This window comes from Sphingopyxis sp., assembly GCF_035565275.1.
GTDB lineage: Bacteria > Pseudomonadota > Alphaproteobacteria > Sphingomonadales > Sphingomonadaceae > Sphingopyxis.
This window is the reverse complement of record NZ_DATMST010000005.1, coordinates 1-15,568: the sequence shown is the minus strand read 5'-3', so window position 1 is coordinate 15,568 and position 15,568 is coordinate 1. Positions and strand designations below refer to the sequence as shown.

20 protein-coding genes are annotated in these 15,568 nt (G+C 65.1%); 6 read left to right on the top strand and 14 right to left on the bottom strand.

The genetic code is table 11. The features are described from left to right. Nucleotides 1–78: 78 nt before the first annotated feature. Genes VN047_RS00360 through VN047_RS00335 form a run of 6 tightly spaced genes read right to left on the bottom strand, consistent with a single transcriptional unit; the run spans nt 79 to nt 4,197 of the window. A complete protein-coding gene (locus VN047_RS00360; RefSeq protein ID WP_325538921.1) occupies nt 79–708 on the bottom strand; it encodes a MarC family protein in 630 nt (209 codons plus the stop codon). Continuing rightward, the gene (locus tag VN047_RS00355; RefSeq protein WP_325538920.1) at nt 705–1,376 is read right to left on the bottom strand and encodes a hypothetical protein; all 672 of its coding nucleotides are present in this window, start codon (nt 1,374–1,376) and stop codon (nt 705–707) included. Before VN047_RS00355 ends, VN047_RS00360 begins: the two co-directional genes overlap by 4 nt. Further along, the gene (gene folD, locus VN047_RS00350; protein ID WP_325538919.1) at nt 1,376–2,275 is read right to left on the bottom strand and encodes a bifunctional methylenetetrahydrofolate dehydrogenase/methenyltetrahydrofolate cyclohydrolase FolD; all 900 of its coding nucleotides are present in this window, start codon (nt 2,273–2,275) and stop codon (nt 1,376–1,378) included. Before folD ends, VN047_RS00355 begins: the two co-directional genes overlap by 1 nt. A 1-nt stretch (nt 2,276) precedes the next feature. Further along, nucleotides 2,277–2,585 (bottom strand): YggT family protein, encoded by a 309-nt coding sequence (locus tag VN047_RS00345; protein WP_325538918.1) that lies wholly within the window; start codon nt 2,583–2,585, stop codon nt 2,277–2,279. Nucleotides 2,586–2,620: 35 nt separating this feature from the next. Continuing rightward, nucleotides 2,621–3,529, bottom strand: coding sequence for an acetylglutamate kinase (gene argB / locus VN047_RS00340; protein ID WP_414712641.1), 909 nt, complete (start codon nt 3,527–3,529; stop codon nt 2,621–2,623). After that, a complete protein-coding gene (locus tag VN047_RS00335) occupies nt 3,526–4,197 on the bottom strand; it encodes a queuosine precursor transporter (protein ID WP_325538916.1) in 672 nt (223 codons plus the stop codon). The genes argB and VN047_RS00335 overlap by 4 nt, the downstream gene beginning before the upstream one ends. Nucleotides 4,198–4,323: 126 nt before the next feature. On the opposite strand from VN047_RS00335, the gene VN047_RS00330 reads away from it, so the two are divergent. The 3 genes from VN047_RS00330 to VN047_RS00320 all read left to right on the top strand — a co-directional run bounded on the left by VN047_RS00330 (nt 4,324) and on the right by VN047_RS00320 (nt 6,734). Then, a complete protein-coding gene (locus VN047_RS00330; protein WP_325538915.1) occupies nt 4,324–5,706 on the top strand; it encodes a NupC/NupG family nucleoside CNT transporter in 1,383 nt (460 codons plus the stop codon). Between the two features lie 82 nt (nt 5,707–5,788). Continuing rightward, nucleotides 5,789–6,403, top strand: coding sequence for a hypothetical protein (locus VN047_RS00325; RefSeq protein ID WP_325538914.1), 615 nt, complete (start codon nt 5,789–5,791; stop codon nt 6,401–6,403). 13 nt (nt 6,404–6,416) lie between these two features. Then, nucleotides 6,417–6,734: an MliC family protein gene (locus tag VN047_RS00320; protein ID WP_325538913.1), complete on the top strand. Its 318-nt coding sequence runs from the start codon at nt 6,417–6,419 to the stop codon at nt 6,732–6,734. Nucleotides 6,735–6,748: 14 nt separating this feature from the next. On the opposite strand, the gene VN047_RS00315 is transcribed toward VN047_RS00320, so the two are convergent. The 8 genes from VN047_RS00315 to gluQRS all read right to left on the bottom strand — a co-directional run bounded on the left by VN047_RS00315 (nt 6,749) and on the right by gluQRS (nt 12,488). Continuing rightward, nucleotides 6,749–7,237, bottom strand: coding sequence for a hypothetical protein (locus VN047_RS00315; protein WP_325538912.1), 489 nt, complete (start codon nt 7,235–7,237; stop codon nt 6,749–6,751). A gap of 40 nt (nt 7,238–7,277) precedes the next feature. Beyond that, on the bottom strand, nt 7,278–7,400 hold the full coding sequence (locus VN047_RS00310) for a hypothetical protein (RefSeq protein WP_325538911.1): 123 nt from the start codon (nt 7,398–7,400) through the stop codon (nt 7,278–7,280). Nucleotides 7,401–7,440: 40 nt separating this feature from the next. Next, the gene (locus tag VN047_RS00305; protein WP_325538910.1) at nt 7,441–8,307 is read right to left on the bottom strand and encodes a 3-hydroxyacyl-CoA dehydrogenase NAD-binding domain-containing protein; all 867 of its coding nucleotides are present in this window, start codon (nt 8,305–8,307) and stop codon (nt 7,441–7,443) included. Between the two features lie 71 nt (nt 8,308–8,378). Continuing rightward, entirely contained in the window at nt 8,379–9,365 is a 987-nt protein-coding gene (gene egtD / locus VN047_RS00300) for an L-histidine N(alpha)-methyltransferase (RefSeq protein ID WP_325538909.1), read from the bottom strand. A 1-nt stretch (nt 9,366) separates the two neighbouring features. Next, nucleotides 9,367–10,632, bottom strand: coding sequence for an ergothioneine biosynthesis protein EgtB (egtB, locus tag VN047_RS00295; protein ID WP_325538908.1), 1,266 nt, complete (start codon nt 10,630–10,632; stop codon nt 9,367–9,369). 178 nt (nt 10,633–10,810) lie between these two features. Further along, complete coding sequence (locus VN047_RS00290; RefSeq protein ID WP_325538907.1) at nt 10,811–11,392, bottom strand: cob(I)yrinic acid a,c-diamide adenosyltransferase; 582 nt, start codon at nt 11,390–11,392, stop codon at nt 10,811–10,813. Nucleotides 11,393–11,402: 10 nt separating this feature from the next. Beyond that, a complete protein-coding gene (locus VN047_RS00285) occupies nt 11,403–11,627 on the bottom strand; it encodes an HIG1 domain-containing protein (RefSeq protein ID WP_325538906.1) in 225 nt (74 codons plus the stop codon). 9 nt (nt 11,628–11,636) lie between these two features. Continuing rightward, the gene (gluQRS, locus tag VN047_RS00280) at nt 11,637–12,488 is read right to left on the bottom strand and encodes a tRNA glutamyl-Q(34) synthetase GluQRS (RefSeq protein ID WP_325538905.1); all 852 of its coding nucleotides are present in this window, start codon (nt 12,486–12,488) and stop codon (nt 11,637–11,639) included. Nucleotides 12,489–12,656: 168 nt separating this feature from the next. Here gluQRS and VN047_RS00275 point away from each other — a divergent pair, with 168 nt between their 5' ends. The 3 genes from VN047_RS00275 to VN047_RS00265 form a co-directional block, all read left to right on the top strand. Beyond that, nucleotides 12,657–13,223 (top strand): HNH endonuclease, encoded by a 567-nt coding sequence (locus tag VN047_RS00275; RefSeq protein WP_093510135.1) that lies wholly within the window; start codon nt 12,657–12,659, stop codon nt 13,221–13,223. Between the two features lie 37 nt (nt 13,224–13,260). Next, complete coding sequence (locus tag VN047_RS00270) at nt 13,261–13,683, top strand: YbaY family lipoprotein (RefSeq protein WP_325538904.1); 423 nt, start codon at nt 13,261–13,263, stop codon at nt 13,681–13,683. 64 nt (nt 13,684–13,747) lie between these two features. Beyond that, the coding region (locus VN047_RS00265) for a phosphoenolpyruvate carboxylase (RefSeq protein WP_325538903.1) at nt 13,748–15,568 on the top strand (1,821 nt) is incomplete at its 3' end.

Below are 15,568 nucleotides of genomic sequence, written 5' to 3'. Positions count from 1 at the left end.
CTCCCCGACGATAGTAACCCAGGGAGGCCGGGAGGGGGAGCGGGCCGGTGCCGCCGCTTTTCGCAAAGCGAAAAGCAATCAACTCAAGCTCGGAAAGCTTGCCTTCAGCCCGTCGATCACGAACTGCGCCGCGAGCGCTGCGAGCAGCACGCCAAGCAGGCGGGTAATCACCGCTTCGCCCTTGTTGCCGATCAACCGCATCAACGGCCCCGCCGAAAGCAGAGCGGCGAGCGTCAGCAGCAGCACGAGCAACAGCGCACCGAAGATGACGAAAGCCCGGTCCAGCCCGTTGTTCTGTGACACGAGCAGCATCACCGAAGCGATCGAGCCCGGCCCCGCGAGCATCGGCATCGCCATCGGAAACACCGACACATCCTCGACCTCGGGGGTTGCCATCAGCTTTTCGGCGCGCTGTTCACGGCGTTCGGTGCGCTTTTCGAACACCATGTCGATCGCGATGATGAACAGCATGATCCCGCCCGCAATGCGGAAACTGTCGAGATCTATGTGAAGGAAGCTCAGCAGCGCTTCGCCGAACATCGCGAAGAAAACGAGGATCAGGCCCGCGATCACCGTCGCGCGGATCGCCATAGAGCGGCGCTGCTGCGCGCTCGCGCCGGTCGTCAGGCTGGCATAGATCGGCGCACAACCCGGCGGGTCGATGACCACGAACAGCGTGACGAAGGCCGAGATGAAGAGGTCGATCACGGCTGCTTCTTCGGCGCCGCGACCTGATCGTCGATGACCGTCGCCATCGCCTTGCCGTCCCAGAGGCGGATCGTGACGCGGCGCGACTCGTCGGCGTGGACAGTCGACGTCCAGCTGAGCGTCTGGTCGGGCGACAGGCCGACCGCCATATCGTCACCTTCGGCCCCCGCTTCGACCGGCACCGCGGGCCGCGAACCACAGACCGCCTGCTTCGATCCGATAAATTCGGGGGCTTCGCGCGGGGTCGCCAACGTATCGCCATGGTCGAGGGTCCAGGCTAGTTTGCCCTTCTTGGGATCGCGCAGCCAGACGGTCGTGAAATAGCCGTTCGCCGGTCCCTTCTGCCACGCACCGGTGGTGACGCCGACATTGCCGTCGCAGCTGGTATAGACCGCATGCGGCTGCCACTTCACCGCCTCGGCGGGGTCCTTCTGCGACTTGAGCCAATCGCGCGCCTTCACGCGCTGCGGCACGAACATTACCGCCTCGGGGGCCGCGGTTTCGCGAAACGCCGTCCACTGTCCTTTTTCTTGCGCGAGCCGCGAAAAGCCGATTTCGGCGGCGATGAACGCGCTGGGATTCGCTGCGAGCGGGTCGCGTTCACGTGCAATTGCAGCACCGTCCGCAATCACCGAAAGCAAAAGGGCAGCGACGGCCAGACGGCGCATCAAAAACCCTCCGGATCGGCCAGACCTGCGCGGCGGTGGGCGGCAACGAGCGTGTTGCGCAGCAGGCAGGCGATGGTCATCGGACCGACCCCGCCGGGCACCGGGGTGATCGCATCGGCGACCGCGGCGACGCTGTCATAATCGACATCGCCGACGAGCCGGCCTTTCGCGGCACCGTCGGCGGGCGGCAGGCGGTTGATCCCGACGTCGATGACGACCGCGCCGGGCTTGATCCAGTCGCCCTTCACCATTTCGGCGCGGCCGACGGCGGCAACGACGATATCGGCCCGGCGCACCAGATCGGGCAAATCTTTCGTCCGGCTGTGCGCCATCGTCACGGTGCAGTTCGCGCCGAGCAGCAGCTGCCCCATCGGCTTGCCGACAAGGATCGAGCGCCCGACGACGATCGCGTCCTTGCCCGACAGGTCGCCGAGCCGGTCCTGCAACAATAGCAGGCAGCCATAGGGCGTGCACGGCACCATGCCCGGGATGCCGAGCGCGAGGCGCCCCGCGCTGACCGGGGTCAGGCCGTCGACATCCTTGTCGGGATGAATGGTGGCCACCGCCGCCTGTTCGTCGAGATGGCCTGGGAGCGGCAGCTGGAGGAGGATGCCGTCAACGGCGTCATCGTCGTTGAGCTGGCGCAGGAGCGCTTCGACTTCAGCCTGCGAGGCGCTCGCGGGCAGGCGATGCTCGAAGCTTTCCATGCCCGCGGCGACCGTCGCCTTGCCCTTCGACCCGACATAGACCGCGCTCGCCGGATCGTCGCCGACGAGGACCACGGCTAGTCCGGGCGCGCGACCCGCAGCCCTTTCGAACGCCGGAACCGCACCGGCGATGCGGGCCCGAAGGCCGGCGGCAAAGGTCTTGCCGTCGATCACATGCCCCGCCCCTGTCACGTCAGATCGCTCCCGTGTTCATGCCGAGCGTATAAAGGTAGGAGATAACGGGGCCCTGCAGGATGATGATCAGGATCAGCACGACCATCGGCGTCAGATCGAGGCCGCCGAAATCGGGCATGATGCGCCGGAAGGGACGATAAAGCGGTTCGGTAATCCGCTCGAGCACGTGCCAGAGCTGGCCGACGAAATCATTGTGCGTGTTGATGACGTTGAACGCGATCAGCCACGACATCACCGCCTGGACGATGATGATCCACCACAGGATGTTGAGCAGGATCGACAGGATTTGCAGAAGCATCAGGTACATCAATATCTCCGGCCAGCGGGTTCGCTTCGGCTCTCTTAGCGGTGAATGAGTGTGCCCGCACCCCTCGCGGTGAAAATTTCGAGCAGCATCGCATGCGGGATGCGCCCGTCGAGGATGACCGCCGCCTCGACCCCCGCATCGACGGCGGCGACGCAGGTCTCGACCTTGGGGATCATGCCGCCGGTAATCGTCCCGTCGGCTTTCAGCACCTCGATCGCCGGGCGGTCGAGGTCGGTGAGCAGCGCTCCCGACTTGTCGAGCACCCCGGCAACGTCGGTGAGCAGGAAAAAGCGTTTCGCGCCGAGCGCCCCGGCGATCGCGCCCGCCATCGTGTCGGCGTTGATATTATAGGTCGCGCCGTCGGCGCCAAGCGCGACGGGTGCAACGACCGGAATGAAATTATCATCGGTCAGGTTGACGAGGATCGTCGGGTCAACCGCGACGGGTTCGCCGACGAACCCCAGGTCGACATGCCGCTCGATCCCCGAATTGGGGTCCGCCTCCGTGCGACTGACCTTTTCGGCGAGCACCAGATTGGCGTCCTTGCCCGAAATGCCGACCGCCCGTCCGCCAAGCGCGGCGATCCAGCTTACGATTTCCTTGTTGATCTTGCCCGCCAGCACCATTTCGGCGACCTCGGCGGTCGCTGCATCGGTGACGCGCAGCCCGCCCACGAAGGTCGACTCGATCCCGAGCTGCTTCAGCATTCGCCCGATCTGGGGCCCGCCGCCGTGCACGACGACCGGATTGATCCCGACAGCCTTGAGCAACACGACATCCTCGGCGAAGTCGCGCTGCGCCTCGGGATCACCCATCGCATGACCGCCATATTTGATGACGAAGGTTTCACCGGCGTAGCGTTGCAGATAGGGCAGCGCCTCGACGAGCGTTTCGGCCTTGGCAAGCAGATCGGGCATTTTCGAAGGATCGGTCATCGACATCATCCGGCGTTCTTTGCATCCAGGTTGCGGCCAAGCGCGACAAGGCCGGTAATCACGAAGGGAATGACGACGATCGACAGCGTCACCTTGGCGAGCATCTGCCCGCCCATCAGGTTGGCGATCGGAAACACGCCGTAAAAGGCGATCGTCACGAACAGCAGCGTATCGACAATCTGGCTCAATGCGCTGGCGATCGCGCCGCGGATCGCGAGCCAGGTCGTGCCCGCTCCCTCGCGTCCGCGAAGCTTGCTGAAGATCGTGACGTTCAGGAATTGCGAGGTGCCATAAGCGACGATTCCCGCCGCCATCAGGCGCGGGCTTTGACCCAGGATCGTATCGAATGCCGCGAGCCGTTCGGGCTGCATTTCGGGCGACGCCGGCAGCGCGAGCACCAGCGCGGTCAGCATGATCGACAGGACCAGCGGAACGAATCCCCACAACACGAGCCGGTTTGCTACCGACTGTCCGTGCAGTTCGGACACTGCGCTCGACAGCGCGACGAGCAGCAGAAAGGCGAAGATGCCCGCCTCGACCGCCAGCCAGCTACCCAGCGCGACCTGCTTGTTCCCCAGCACCCCGGCGAGCACGACCATTCCGCCGTAAACGATCGAGAAAAGAAAGAGCGAGGGTGAAAGGGTGCGCGGCAACGCCGCCGAAGTGGTGTCGGTCATGCCGCCCGATAGTCGGTTTTGCAGATGCTGGAAAGTCCGAGAAACACGGCCCGCCGCGCGCCTCTTGCCCCGCCGTCAAACGCCGTTAGACACGAGTATCAAATTTGCGGGGGACGCACAGAAATTATGGAACGCCTGATCGGTCTGCTCGGCATCGTCGCATTGCTTGCGATCGCCGTGCTTTTTTCGTCGAACCGTCGCTGGATCCGCCCGCGTATCGTCCTCCCCGCCTTCCTGCTTCAGGCGGGCTTCGCGGTGCTCGTCATCGGCACGCCGTGGGGCCGTGCGGTGATCCAGGCAATGTCGAACGGCGTGTCGAATCTCTTGAGCTACGCCGACGAAGGCACGAAATTCCTGTTCGGCGAGGTACTGACGCAGGCCCCATATGGTAAAGCCGTCTTCGCGATCGGCGCGCTGCCCGTGATCATCTTCTTCGCGTCCCTCATCTCGGTGCTCTATTACCTCGGCATCATGCAGCTGATCATCAAATGGGTCGGCGGCGCGATCCAGAAGGTGACCGGCATCACCAAGGTCGAAAGCCTTGGCGCCGCCGCGAACATCTTCGTCGGCCAGTCCGAAAGCCCGCTCGTCATCCGGCCGTACCTCGCAGGCCTGACCCCGTCGCAGCTGTTCACCGTAATGACGGTGGGGATGGCGGGGGTCGCGGGAACGATCCTTGGCGCTTACGCGGGGATGATCGGCCCGCATCTCCTTCCCTATCTGCTCGCCGCGAGCTTCATGTCGGCTCCCGGCGGGATCCTGATGGCGAAGATCATGATGCCCGACGACCCAAAGGATATCGGCATCGAACCCGTCGTCATGCCCGAGGCAAGCCACGACGAGGAAAAGCCCGCGAACATCATCATGGCAGCGGCGCAAGGCGCGCAGACCGGCGTCAAACTGGCGGTTGCGGTCGGCGCGATGGTGATGGCCTTCGTCGCGCTGGTCGCGCTCGCCAACGGGCTGCTCGCCGGGATCGGCGGCTGGTTCGGCGTCGACGGCCTGTCGTTTCAGGCGATCATCGGCGCGATCTTTCGTCCCGTCATGTGGCTGATGGGCGTGCCGTGGGAAGAAAGCGCGACGGTCGGCGGGCTGTTCGGCAGCAAGGTCGTGCTCAACGAATTCGTCGCGTTCATCGACCTCGGCAAGGCGCAGGGCGACATGTCGATGGCGGCGGTCGCGATCGCGACCTTTGCGCTTTGCGGCTTCGCCAATTTCAGCTCGATCGCGATCCAGATGGCAGTAACCGGCGGGCTCGCGCCGAACCAGCGGCCGATGATCGCCAAGCTCGGCCTGAAGGCGCTGCTCGCGGGCAGCCTGTCGAACCTGATGTCGGCTGCGCTCGCGGGACTGATGCTGGGGATCGCCCCGCCGCTGGCGGCCCCGCCCGAACCTGCCGTGGCCGTTACGGCTCCTGCAGCAGCAGCCGATGCCGCCGTATCGGTTCCACTACCGAAGACGCCCCGACCTGCCGCCACGACATCGCCTGCGCCGGGCCAGCAGCCGTGAGAGTTTGCAAGCCGCCTCGCAATGACGTAAACTTCGGGAACATAACGAATCCCAGGTCGCGTTCGTCAACAGGGAGGATGTCATGAAAACCGCTTATCGTTTGTCGATCCTTGCCGCGGCTGCGGCATCGATGGGGGCGGGTTTCCTCGCCACGTCGAACGCCCAGACCGTCGAAACTGAACGATATCGTCCGCCCGAGGCGACGATCTATCGCGACGCCGGCTATCGCGGCCCCGCGGTCTTCATCGGCGAGGAAAAGCCCAACCTCGGCCTCGCCTGGCCCGTCAATTCGATCCGTGTACCGCGCGGCCGCTGGGAGCTTTGCGAAAAGACCCGCTATCGCGGCAATTGCCGGACGATCGATCGTGATACCCCGATGCTGAACAATGTCCTGCGCGGTCTGACCATCCAGTCGATCCGCCCCGCTGGCGGCGGCGGAGGTGGCGGCGGCTGGAATCCGCCCGCCAATGATCAGGTCGCGCGCGGCAATTTCGCCGAGTTCCACACCCAGCCGGCGCGCGGCAACAATCGCATCCTCGCCTGCGAAGCGGGCTCGGCCACCGCGAACTGCGCGGCGCGCACCGCCGACACCTATTGCCGTTCGATCGGATGGAACGGATCGGCGCGCGAGCATATGGAGACGGTCAACGGCCGGATCTACCTCGCCGACGTGCTGTGTGTGCGGTCGGGTTATTGAAGGGGGAAGTGTCATGAAAACGACGATCGCTATATGCGCCGCCGCGACGACGATGCTGGTCGCGGGCTGTTCCTCGGTCCCGCGCAACACCGGCACCAGTTACGAGTGCAATCGCGGCACGCGGCTGAAAGTCGACTATGTCGGGGATGGCGCCATCGTCCGCGTCAACGGCGGCCGGACGATGGTCCTGAAATCGACTCCCGCCAACCGCGGCCAGATTTACGAAAACAAGAGCGGCGCGCGCCTGCAGCGCAACGGCAACGAGGTGACGTGGAATACCGCGCTGCGCTCCGCGGCTGAAAGCTGCCGGGTCGTCTACACGCCGCTCTGACCGATGGAAGAGGATCAGGGCCGGGCGGGCGCCTTGCAGCCGCGCTGAAGCCCGACGCCCTTGAGGAAGCCGCGCCGTACCGTGCCCGCATAGACGGCGAGCGCGTAACGTCGCCGTTCGGCATTGGCACCGGTCACCTCGCCAATCAGCCCGCGAAACGGAATAATCCCGCCCGCCACCGTTCCGGCGACACGGCCCGCGGTTTCCTCGCGTTTCTTGGCGCGGTCCTTGTCGACCTGTTCATTGACGTCAGGGCCCAATACAGCATTGAGCTCGTTCACCTCTCCGATGATCGCGGCACATTTTCCGAGGCCGGCGAGCGAATAGGGATTTTCCTGAATCGCCAATAGCTTCGGAGGGACTTCCTTGCCGTCGAACGGCTCGGTCACCGAATTCGCCGTGCCCTTGATCGTCGAATCTTCGGGCGCGCCCTGCTGGGCGCTTAAAGTGGCCGGAAGGATGGAGGCCGCGACGGCCAGGCTCATCAACAAGGTTCTGCGCATGATCTTTCCCTCTGTTGGCGCGCCCGATCGGCGCATGAAATCAACGCACAACCGTCCGGTCGGCTCCCTGCTCCTTATCGCCCGGCTGCTGTCGATCGCCCGACAGCCAGGCGAGGGTCAGCACCGACAGGTGATGGTCGCCGCCAAAGCGGCCCCGTGCCACGCCGCGCTGTTCGAGCGCGAGGCGGCGCCGGGGGTCATCGTCACCGCGTCGGAACGGGAGCCTCGCCCGTCCAGTCGTAAAAGCCACGGCCGGCCTTTTTGCCGACCCAGCCGGCGTCAACATATTGGACGAGCAACGGTGCCGGGCGGAATTTCGGATCGCCGGTCCCGCTGTAGAGCACGCGGATGATTTCAAGGCAGGTGTCGAGCCCGATGAAGTCGGCGAGCGTGATCGGGCCCATCGGATGGTTGAGGCCGAGGCGGCAGCCGGCGTCGATGTCCTGCATCGTCGCGACGCCCTCGCCGAGCGCAAACACGGCTTCGTTGATCATCGGCATCAGCACGCGGTTGACGATGAAGCCCGGCGCGTCGTTGGCGTGGACGATTTCCTTGCCGAGTCCGCGGCCATAGGCCTCGACCTTCGCCAGCGTATCGTCGCTGGTCGCGAGGCCGCGGATCAGTTCGATCAACCCCATCACCGGGACCGGATTGAAGAAATGGACGCCGATGAAGCGCGCCGCATCGGGCGCGGCCTGCGCAAGACGGGTGATCGGGATGGAACTGGTGTTGCTCGCGAGGATCGCGGTCGCCGAGAGATGCTGACCGACGCTGGCGAAGATCGCGCGCTTGATCTCTTCGCGCTCGGTCGCCGCCTCGATCACGAGATCGGCTGGCGCGAAAGCGCTGTGGTCGGCGACCGGCGTGATCCGATCAAGCAGCGCATCGGCATCGGCCTGCGTCATCTTTTCCTTCGACACGAGGCGGCCGAGCGCCTTGGCAATGCCCGCCTTGCCTGCCTCGGCGCGCGCGATATCAATGTCGGAGAGCAGCACGTCATGGCCGGCGCCTGCCGAAACCTGCGCAATGCCCGCGCCCATCTGTCCCGCACCGATAACGCCGACGATCATGATATGCCCTTTCGCTGGAAATCCCGTCCCGTGCCCCTACGGCCTCGGGCCTATGCGTCAAGGGCAGAGCGTCAGGGCGCCGAGCGGAACTCGGTCGCTTCGGCCAGGATCAAAGCAAATGCGGGGTCGACATCGTCCCACGTCGCGACCGGCGTCCAGCCCCCGGCGCGCAGCAGCAGGTTCGCATCGCGCGGACCGTATTTATGGCTGTTCTCGCTGTGGATCGTCTCGCCCTTCGCCATATGATAGGCACGGCCGTCGATCGTAAAGTCGAGATCGCACGCGGCGACAAGATGCATTTCGATCCGCGCGTGGACATCGTCCCAAACCGCGCGATGGATGAAATTTTCGACCGGAATATCGCCGCCAAGCTCGCGGTTGATCCGCTCGAGCAGATTGAGATTGAAGGCCGCCGTGACTCCTGCCGGATCGTCATAGGCACGTTCGAGGAGCGCAGTGTCCTTGATGCGATCGACCCCGATCAGCATTAACGACCCGTCGCCAAGAGCGGCGCGCCAGTTCCGAAGCAGGTCGATCGCGGTGCGCGCGACCATATTGCCGATCGTCGAGCCAGGAAAAAACCCGAGCTTGGGCAACGAGCAGATTTCGCGCGGCAGATTGACCCGCTGGGTAAAATCGGCTTCGACCGGATAGATAGGCACCGCCGGGTAGCGCGCCGCGAGCGCCAATGCGCTGTCGCGCAGGAAATCGCCCGAAATATCGACCGGAACATATGCGGCCGGCGCGATCGCATCGAGCAGTAGCGGCGTTTTGGTCGAGCTGCCCGACCCGAGTTCGACAACCGCACGGCCGGGGCCGACCGCCGCCGAGATGCCGGCGGCGTGGCGGCTCAGCAGAGCCGTTTCGCTGCGTGTCGGATAATAATCAGGAAGCGACGTGATGTCCTCGAACAGCGCCGAGCCAGTTGCGTCGTAAAACCAGCGCGCGGGGATCGCCTTTTGCTTCTGACCCAATCCGGCGTGGACATCGGCACGAAAGGCGATGTCGATTCCGGTCGCGTCGGCATCGACTTGGCGGAGCTGGCGGACGACGCCCATATCAGAGATCTTTCGCGAGGCGGAGGCCGGTGAACTGCCAGCGCTGGTGGGGATAGAAGAAATTGCGGTAGGAAGCGCGCATATGACCGCGCGGGGTCGCGCAACTGCCGCCGCGCAGGACGAACTGGCCGCTCATGAATTTGCCATTATATTCGCCGACCGCGCCGGGCGCGGCGCGAAAGCCGGGATAGGGGCGATAGGCACTGCCAGTCCATTCCCACACGCTGCCGAACATCTGTTGCAGGTCCGTGTCGTCCTCGGCCGGAGCAGGCTGCGTTGCCCCCGCCGTGTCCAGCTGCTGTCCTTCGCGCGGATCGAACATCGCCGCTGCAGCTTCCCATTCGAACTCGGTCGGAAGGCGCGCGCCGGCCCAGGTCGCGAAAGCGTCGGCCTCAAAAAAACTGATGTGGGTGACCGGCGCGGCGGGGTCGATGGATTGCCAGCCCGAAAGCGTGAACTGGCGCTCGCCGTCCCAATAGGCGGGCGCTTCGATATTTTCGGCCTGCACCCATGCCCAGCCATCGCTCAGCCAGAGCGACGGGGTGTGATAGCCGCCGTCGGCGATGAATTCCTGCCATTCGCCGTTGCTGACCGGGCGGCTGGCGAGCGCATGGGGCGTGAGCAGCGCATCGTGGCGCGGACCTTCGCAGTCGAAGGCGAAGCCTTCGCCGGCATGCCCGACTGCAACGACGCCCTCGGCACCCTTCACCCATGTCATCGCGGAAAACTGCTTAACTCCACTCGCGATGGGCGTTTCCCACACGGCGGGGCCGAGCGGGTTCTGCGCGAACAGATGCTTGAGGTCGGTGAGGAGCAGTTCCTGATGCTGCTGCTCGTGATGGATGCCGAGTTCAACAAGCGCCAGCGCCGCGGGCGACAGACCGGGCAGCGCAGTCTGGACCGCGACGTCGACATGCGCGCGCCAGACGCACAGCTCGTCAAGCGACGGCCGCGTCAGCAGGCCGCGCTGCGGACGCGCATGGCGCGGCCCTTCAGCCTCATAATAGCTGTTGAACAGATAGGGGTAGCGGGTGTCGAAAAGCCGGTAGCCCGCGACATGATCGCGCAGGATGAAGGTTTCGAAGAACCAGGTCGTGTGCGCAAGATGCCATTTGGCGGGCGAGGCGTCGGGCATCGACTGCGCGCTGGCGTCGGCATCGGAAAGGGTTGCGACCAGATCAAGCGACAGCCGCCGGGTCGCGGCGAAGCGCCGCGTCAGCTCTTCCAGCGTATCGGTTGTCAGCGAAGCGTCGGTTCGGCTGGCCATGGTGAGACAATCCCCGGGGGTGCGATTCGGTTTCGCGGTTCGTCGGATTATGGTTACAGCGTGCGGAATTGTCCAGAACGTTTAGGGAACAAAACTTCGTCGCCCTCGCCAGCTCGGGGGCGCTGGAGAGTCGTGGAAGGCTGACGGCGGATCCCGCCTTCACGGTGACGACGGGATATCAGCGCGTCGCGCCGGGTTTCCAGAGGATGTCGCCGCCCGCCGCAGCGTTCAGGTGCCGGGCAAGCACGAACAGATGGTCCGAAAGGCGGTTGAGGTAGTTGAGTGCGAGCGGGTTGAGGTCGCGCGCGCTGCCCGCCGCAACGGCCGCTCTCTCTGCGCGGCGCGTCACGGCACGCGCGAGGTGAAGCCGCGCCGCGGCTTCGGTGCCGCCGGGCAGGATAAAGCTGCGAAGCGCTTCGAGATCGTCGTTCATCGTGTCGACCTCGTCCTCCAGCCGCGCGATCTGGCTGGGCACGATGCGCAGCGCCATGTCGTGCGGACCGAAGCCGAACTGGATGTCGGGCGGAGTCGCGAGGTCGGCGCCGAGGTCGAACATCTCGTTCTGGATGCGCGACAGCATTGCGGCTTCGCCGCTCGCCGGGTCGAGCGCGGCGGCGGCGAGACCGATCGCGCTGTTCGCTTCGTCGACGTCGCCGATCGCCGCCATCAGCGCATCCGATTTGGCGATGCGCGAGCCGTCGACGAGACCGGTGGTGCCGTCGTCGCCGGTGCGCGTGTAGATCTTGTTGAGTTTGACCACGGGCGCGAACTTACTTGCCGGCGGCGAGCAGGCCGATCAGCACGAGCAGGATGATGGTGATCGCCTGCCATTTGACGCGCGACATCATCATCTTGTTCTGCATCACCTGATTTTCGTGCGCGCTGCCGTCCATCTGGGCCTTGTGTCCCTGCGAGAAATAGAAGAGCCCCCGCGCGAGCGAGAAGAGGACGAAGCCGGCGGCAATCACGACGCCAAGGATGAGCAGGATTTCCATGACCCCTATCTAGGGATTTTGGAGCGAATAGCCAGCGGGAAGCCGGCCGGCGATCAAATCGGCGGCAAGCGCGGCGCCGTCGATCCCTGCCGCCCGCAACGATCCCAGCGACGCGGCGGCATCGCGCTTCGCGAGCCGTTTTCCGTCGGGACCGCAGACGAGCGCATGGTGGCGGTAGAGCGGGGTCGGCAGGTCGAACAGCGCCTGAAGCAGCCGGTGGACGTCGGTCGAGGCAATCAGGTCGGCGCCGCGGATGATGTGCGTCACCCCCATATCGGCATCGTCAATCGTGCTTGCGAGATGATAGCTGGCGGGCGCATCCTTGCGCGCCAGGACAATGTCGCCATGCGCGAGCGGGTCGGCGACGCGTGTCCCCCGCTCCGCTTCTTCCCATGCGAGTTCGCCTGTCTCCGCTACCGCACGCGCCATGTCGAGCCGCCAGCAATGCGGTTCGGCGACGATGCGCCGCTGACGTTCGGCATCCGGAAGACTCCGACAGGTGCCCGGATAGATGGCGCCGGACGGCCCGTGTGGCGCCGACAGGCTGGCGGCGATATCGGCGCGCGTGCAAAAGCAGGGATAGACGAGGCCCCGCGCGCGGAGGTCGTCGAGCGCGGCGGCATAGGGGCCGAGCCGCGCAGACTGGCGCACCGGATCGCCGTCCCGGCCGATCCCGAGCCACGCCAGATCGGCGAGCGACGCGCCGACAAATTCCTCGCGCGAACGGCTGCCGTCGATATCGTCGATGCGGATCAGAAAATGCCCGCCCGCGCTGCGCGCCGCATCGTGCGCGAGCACCGCGCTGTATGCGTGGCCGAGATGAAGCTCGCCGGTCGGGCTGGGGGCGAAACGCGTCAGCATCCTTTGTCCATGAATCCATATGCTGTGCCGAGTCAAAGGCAATCATTCCATATCTTGCGGACACAAGGCTCTTGACGTCAGAATCTGATGGGGCATGTAATGATGGTGTCATGCAGGAACGGCAGTGGCGCGCCATCCCGCGATCAAAGGGGGCAGCGTTACGAAGCCATGTTCCATCCCGATCTTGCCCGGCATCCCGATAGCTGTCCGGCCCTCGTCCTCAACGCAGATTATACGCCGCTGAGCTATTATCCCTTGAGCCTCTGGCCTTGGCAGACCGCGGTGAAGGCGGTTTTCCTCGACCGCGTCACCATCGTCGAAAATTACGAACGCGAGATTCATTCGCCGACGAAGACGATGCCGATCCCGAGCGTCATTGCGCTGCGCCAATATGTGAAGCCATCGGAGCATCCGGCGTTCACGCGCTTCAACCTGTTCCTGCGCGACCGTTTCGCGTGCCAATATTGCGGATCGGGCAAGGATCTGACCTTCGACCATGTCGTGCCGCGCCGGCTCGGCGGACGCACGACGTGGGAGAATGTCTCGACCGCCTGCGCGCCGTGCAACCTGAAAAAAGGCGGCCGGACGCCGCAACAGGCGCATATGCCGCTGTATCGCCAGCCGTGGCGTCCGACGAGCTGGCAGCTGCAGGACAATGGCCGCGCTTTCCCGCCCAACTATCTGCATACAAGCTGGATCGACTGGCTTTATTGGGATGTTGAACTCGAAGGCTGATCGGTTCAGGCTCGCTGGATCCAGAAGGAGAAGACCGATGCGCCGTTTCGCCGCTTTCGCCCTTGGCCTTTCCGCCCTAGCGCTTTCCGCCTGCGCCGCCACGGGCGAGGCCGCGAACCAGCAATACACCGTCAGCGGCAAGATCGCCTATCGCGAGCGCATCGCGCTGCCGCCGAATGCGCAGATCGAGGTACGGCTCGACGACGTCAGCCTCGCCGATGCGCCCGCGCGCAATATTGCAAGGCAGGCGTTCGGTGCCGACGGGCAGCAGGTGCCGATCGCCTTCCTGCTCCGTTTCGACCGCAGTGCCATCGACGCCAAGCACAGCTATGCTGTGTCGGCGCGCATCACCGGCGACGACGGCAGGCTGATGTTCATCACCGACACGCGCAACTCTGTTACGTTCGATGGCGCGTCGGAGATCGATCTTGGCGTGTTGAACCTCGTCAAGACGCACTGATCTTATAGAAGCATAGCTATGCGCGGCTTGACCCTGCGTGTTCGCAGGTGCAGCAAGCGCGCTTATGGGCCCGCCTATCCAGATCTCGCAAAATCCCGACATCCGCTATCTGGGGCGGATTCTCGGTGACGTCATTCGCGCCTATGGCGGTGATAAATTGTTCCGCCAGACCGAATATATCCGCTCGTCCAGCGTCGACCGCCACCGCGGGATCGCGGGGGCCGAGGCGATCGACCCCGGGCTCGATGCGCTCGGCCTCGACGACACGGTCGCGTTCGTGCGCGGTTTCATGCTCTTCTCGATGCTCGCGAACCTCGCCGAGGACCGGCAGGGCGTCGCTGCCGAGCCCGAAGCCACGGTCGCGGCGGCGATCGAAAAGCTGCGCGGCGACGCGATCGACGGCGATGCGATCGCAGCGCTGCTGAACGCGTCGCTCGTCGCGCCGGTGCTGACCGCGCATCCGACCGAGGTGCGGCGCAAGTCGGTGCTCGACCACAAGAACCGCATCGCCGAGCTGATGCTGCTGCGCGATGCCGGGGCGGACGAGACGCCCGAGGGCGATGTCGTCGAGGATGCAATCCGTCGGCAGATCGTGCTGCTCTGGCAAACGCGCCCGCTGCGCACCGAGAAATTGTTCGTCGCCGACGAGATCGACAATGCGCTGACCTATCTCCGCGACGTCTTCCTGCCCGTCGTGCCAAAACTCTACGCACGCTGGGAAACCGAGCTGGGGCAGCGCCCCGCGAGCTTCCTGCGCGTCGGCAGCTGGATCGGCGGCGACCGCGACGGCAACCCCTTTGTCACCGCCGAGACGATGCACATGGCGACAGGGCGCAACGCCGCCGCGGTGCTCGGCCATTATATCGACGCGGTCCACGGGCTGGGCGCCGAACTGTCGGTGTCGGCGAGCCTTGCCGCGGTTCCCGAAGCCGTCGATGCGCTGGCTGAGGCGAGCGGCGACGCTGCACCGAGCCGGCGCGACGAACCCTATCGCCGTGCGCTTTCGGGGATTTATGCGCGGCTATGCGCGACGTTTGCGCAGATCGTCGGCCGCGCCCCGCCGCGCCCTTCGGCGCTGAAGGGCGTCGCCTATGACACGCCCGCCGATTTCCGCCGTGACCTCGTCACCATCGCCAACGGCCTGTCGGCGAACAGCCAGGGCCAGTTCGGCGGGATCGGCGCGCTGGGGCGACTGATCCGCGCCGTGGAAGTGTTCGGGTTCCACCTCGCGACGCTCGACATGCGGCAGAACAGCGCCGTGCACGAACGCGTGCTCGCCGAATTGCTGTCGGTGTCGGGCGTGTGCGCCGATTATCTGGCGCTCGATGAGGAAGCGCGCGTCGCGCTGCTCACTGCCGAACTCGCGAGCGACCGGCCGCTCGCCGCGCCTTGGCACCAGTGGAGCGACGAGACCGCGGGCGAACTTGCGATCGTCCACGCCGCCGCCGACGTGCGCGCGCGGCTGGGCAATGATGCAATCTGCCAGTGGATCATCAGCATGGCGCAGGAGCTGTCCGACCTGCTCGAGGTCCATGTTCTCGCGCGCGAAGCCGGACTGTGGCGCAGCGGCGGCGATGCCGGAAAATCCAATTTGATGGTCGTGCCGCTGTTCGAAACGATCGCCGACCTCGATCGCGCGCCCGCGATCATGGCGCGCTATTTCGCGATGCCCGAAATCGGCCCGCAGATCGGGCAGCGCGGGCATCAGGAAGTGATGATCGGCTATTCGGATTCGAACAAGGATGGCGGCTATCTGACCTCGACCTGGGGGCTGCATCAGGCGTCGCAGGCGCTGACCCCGGTGTTCGAAGAGGCCGACACTGCGATGCAATTATTCCACGGCCGCGGCGGCGCGGTCGGGCGCGGCGGCGGCAGCGCCTTTGCC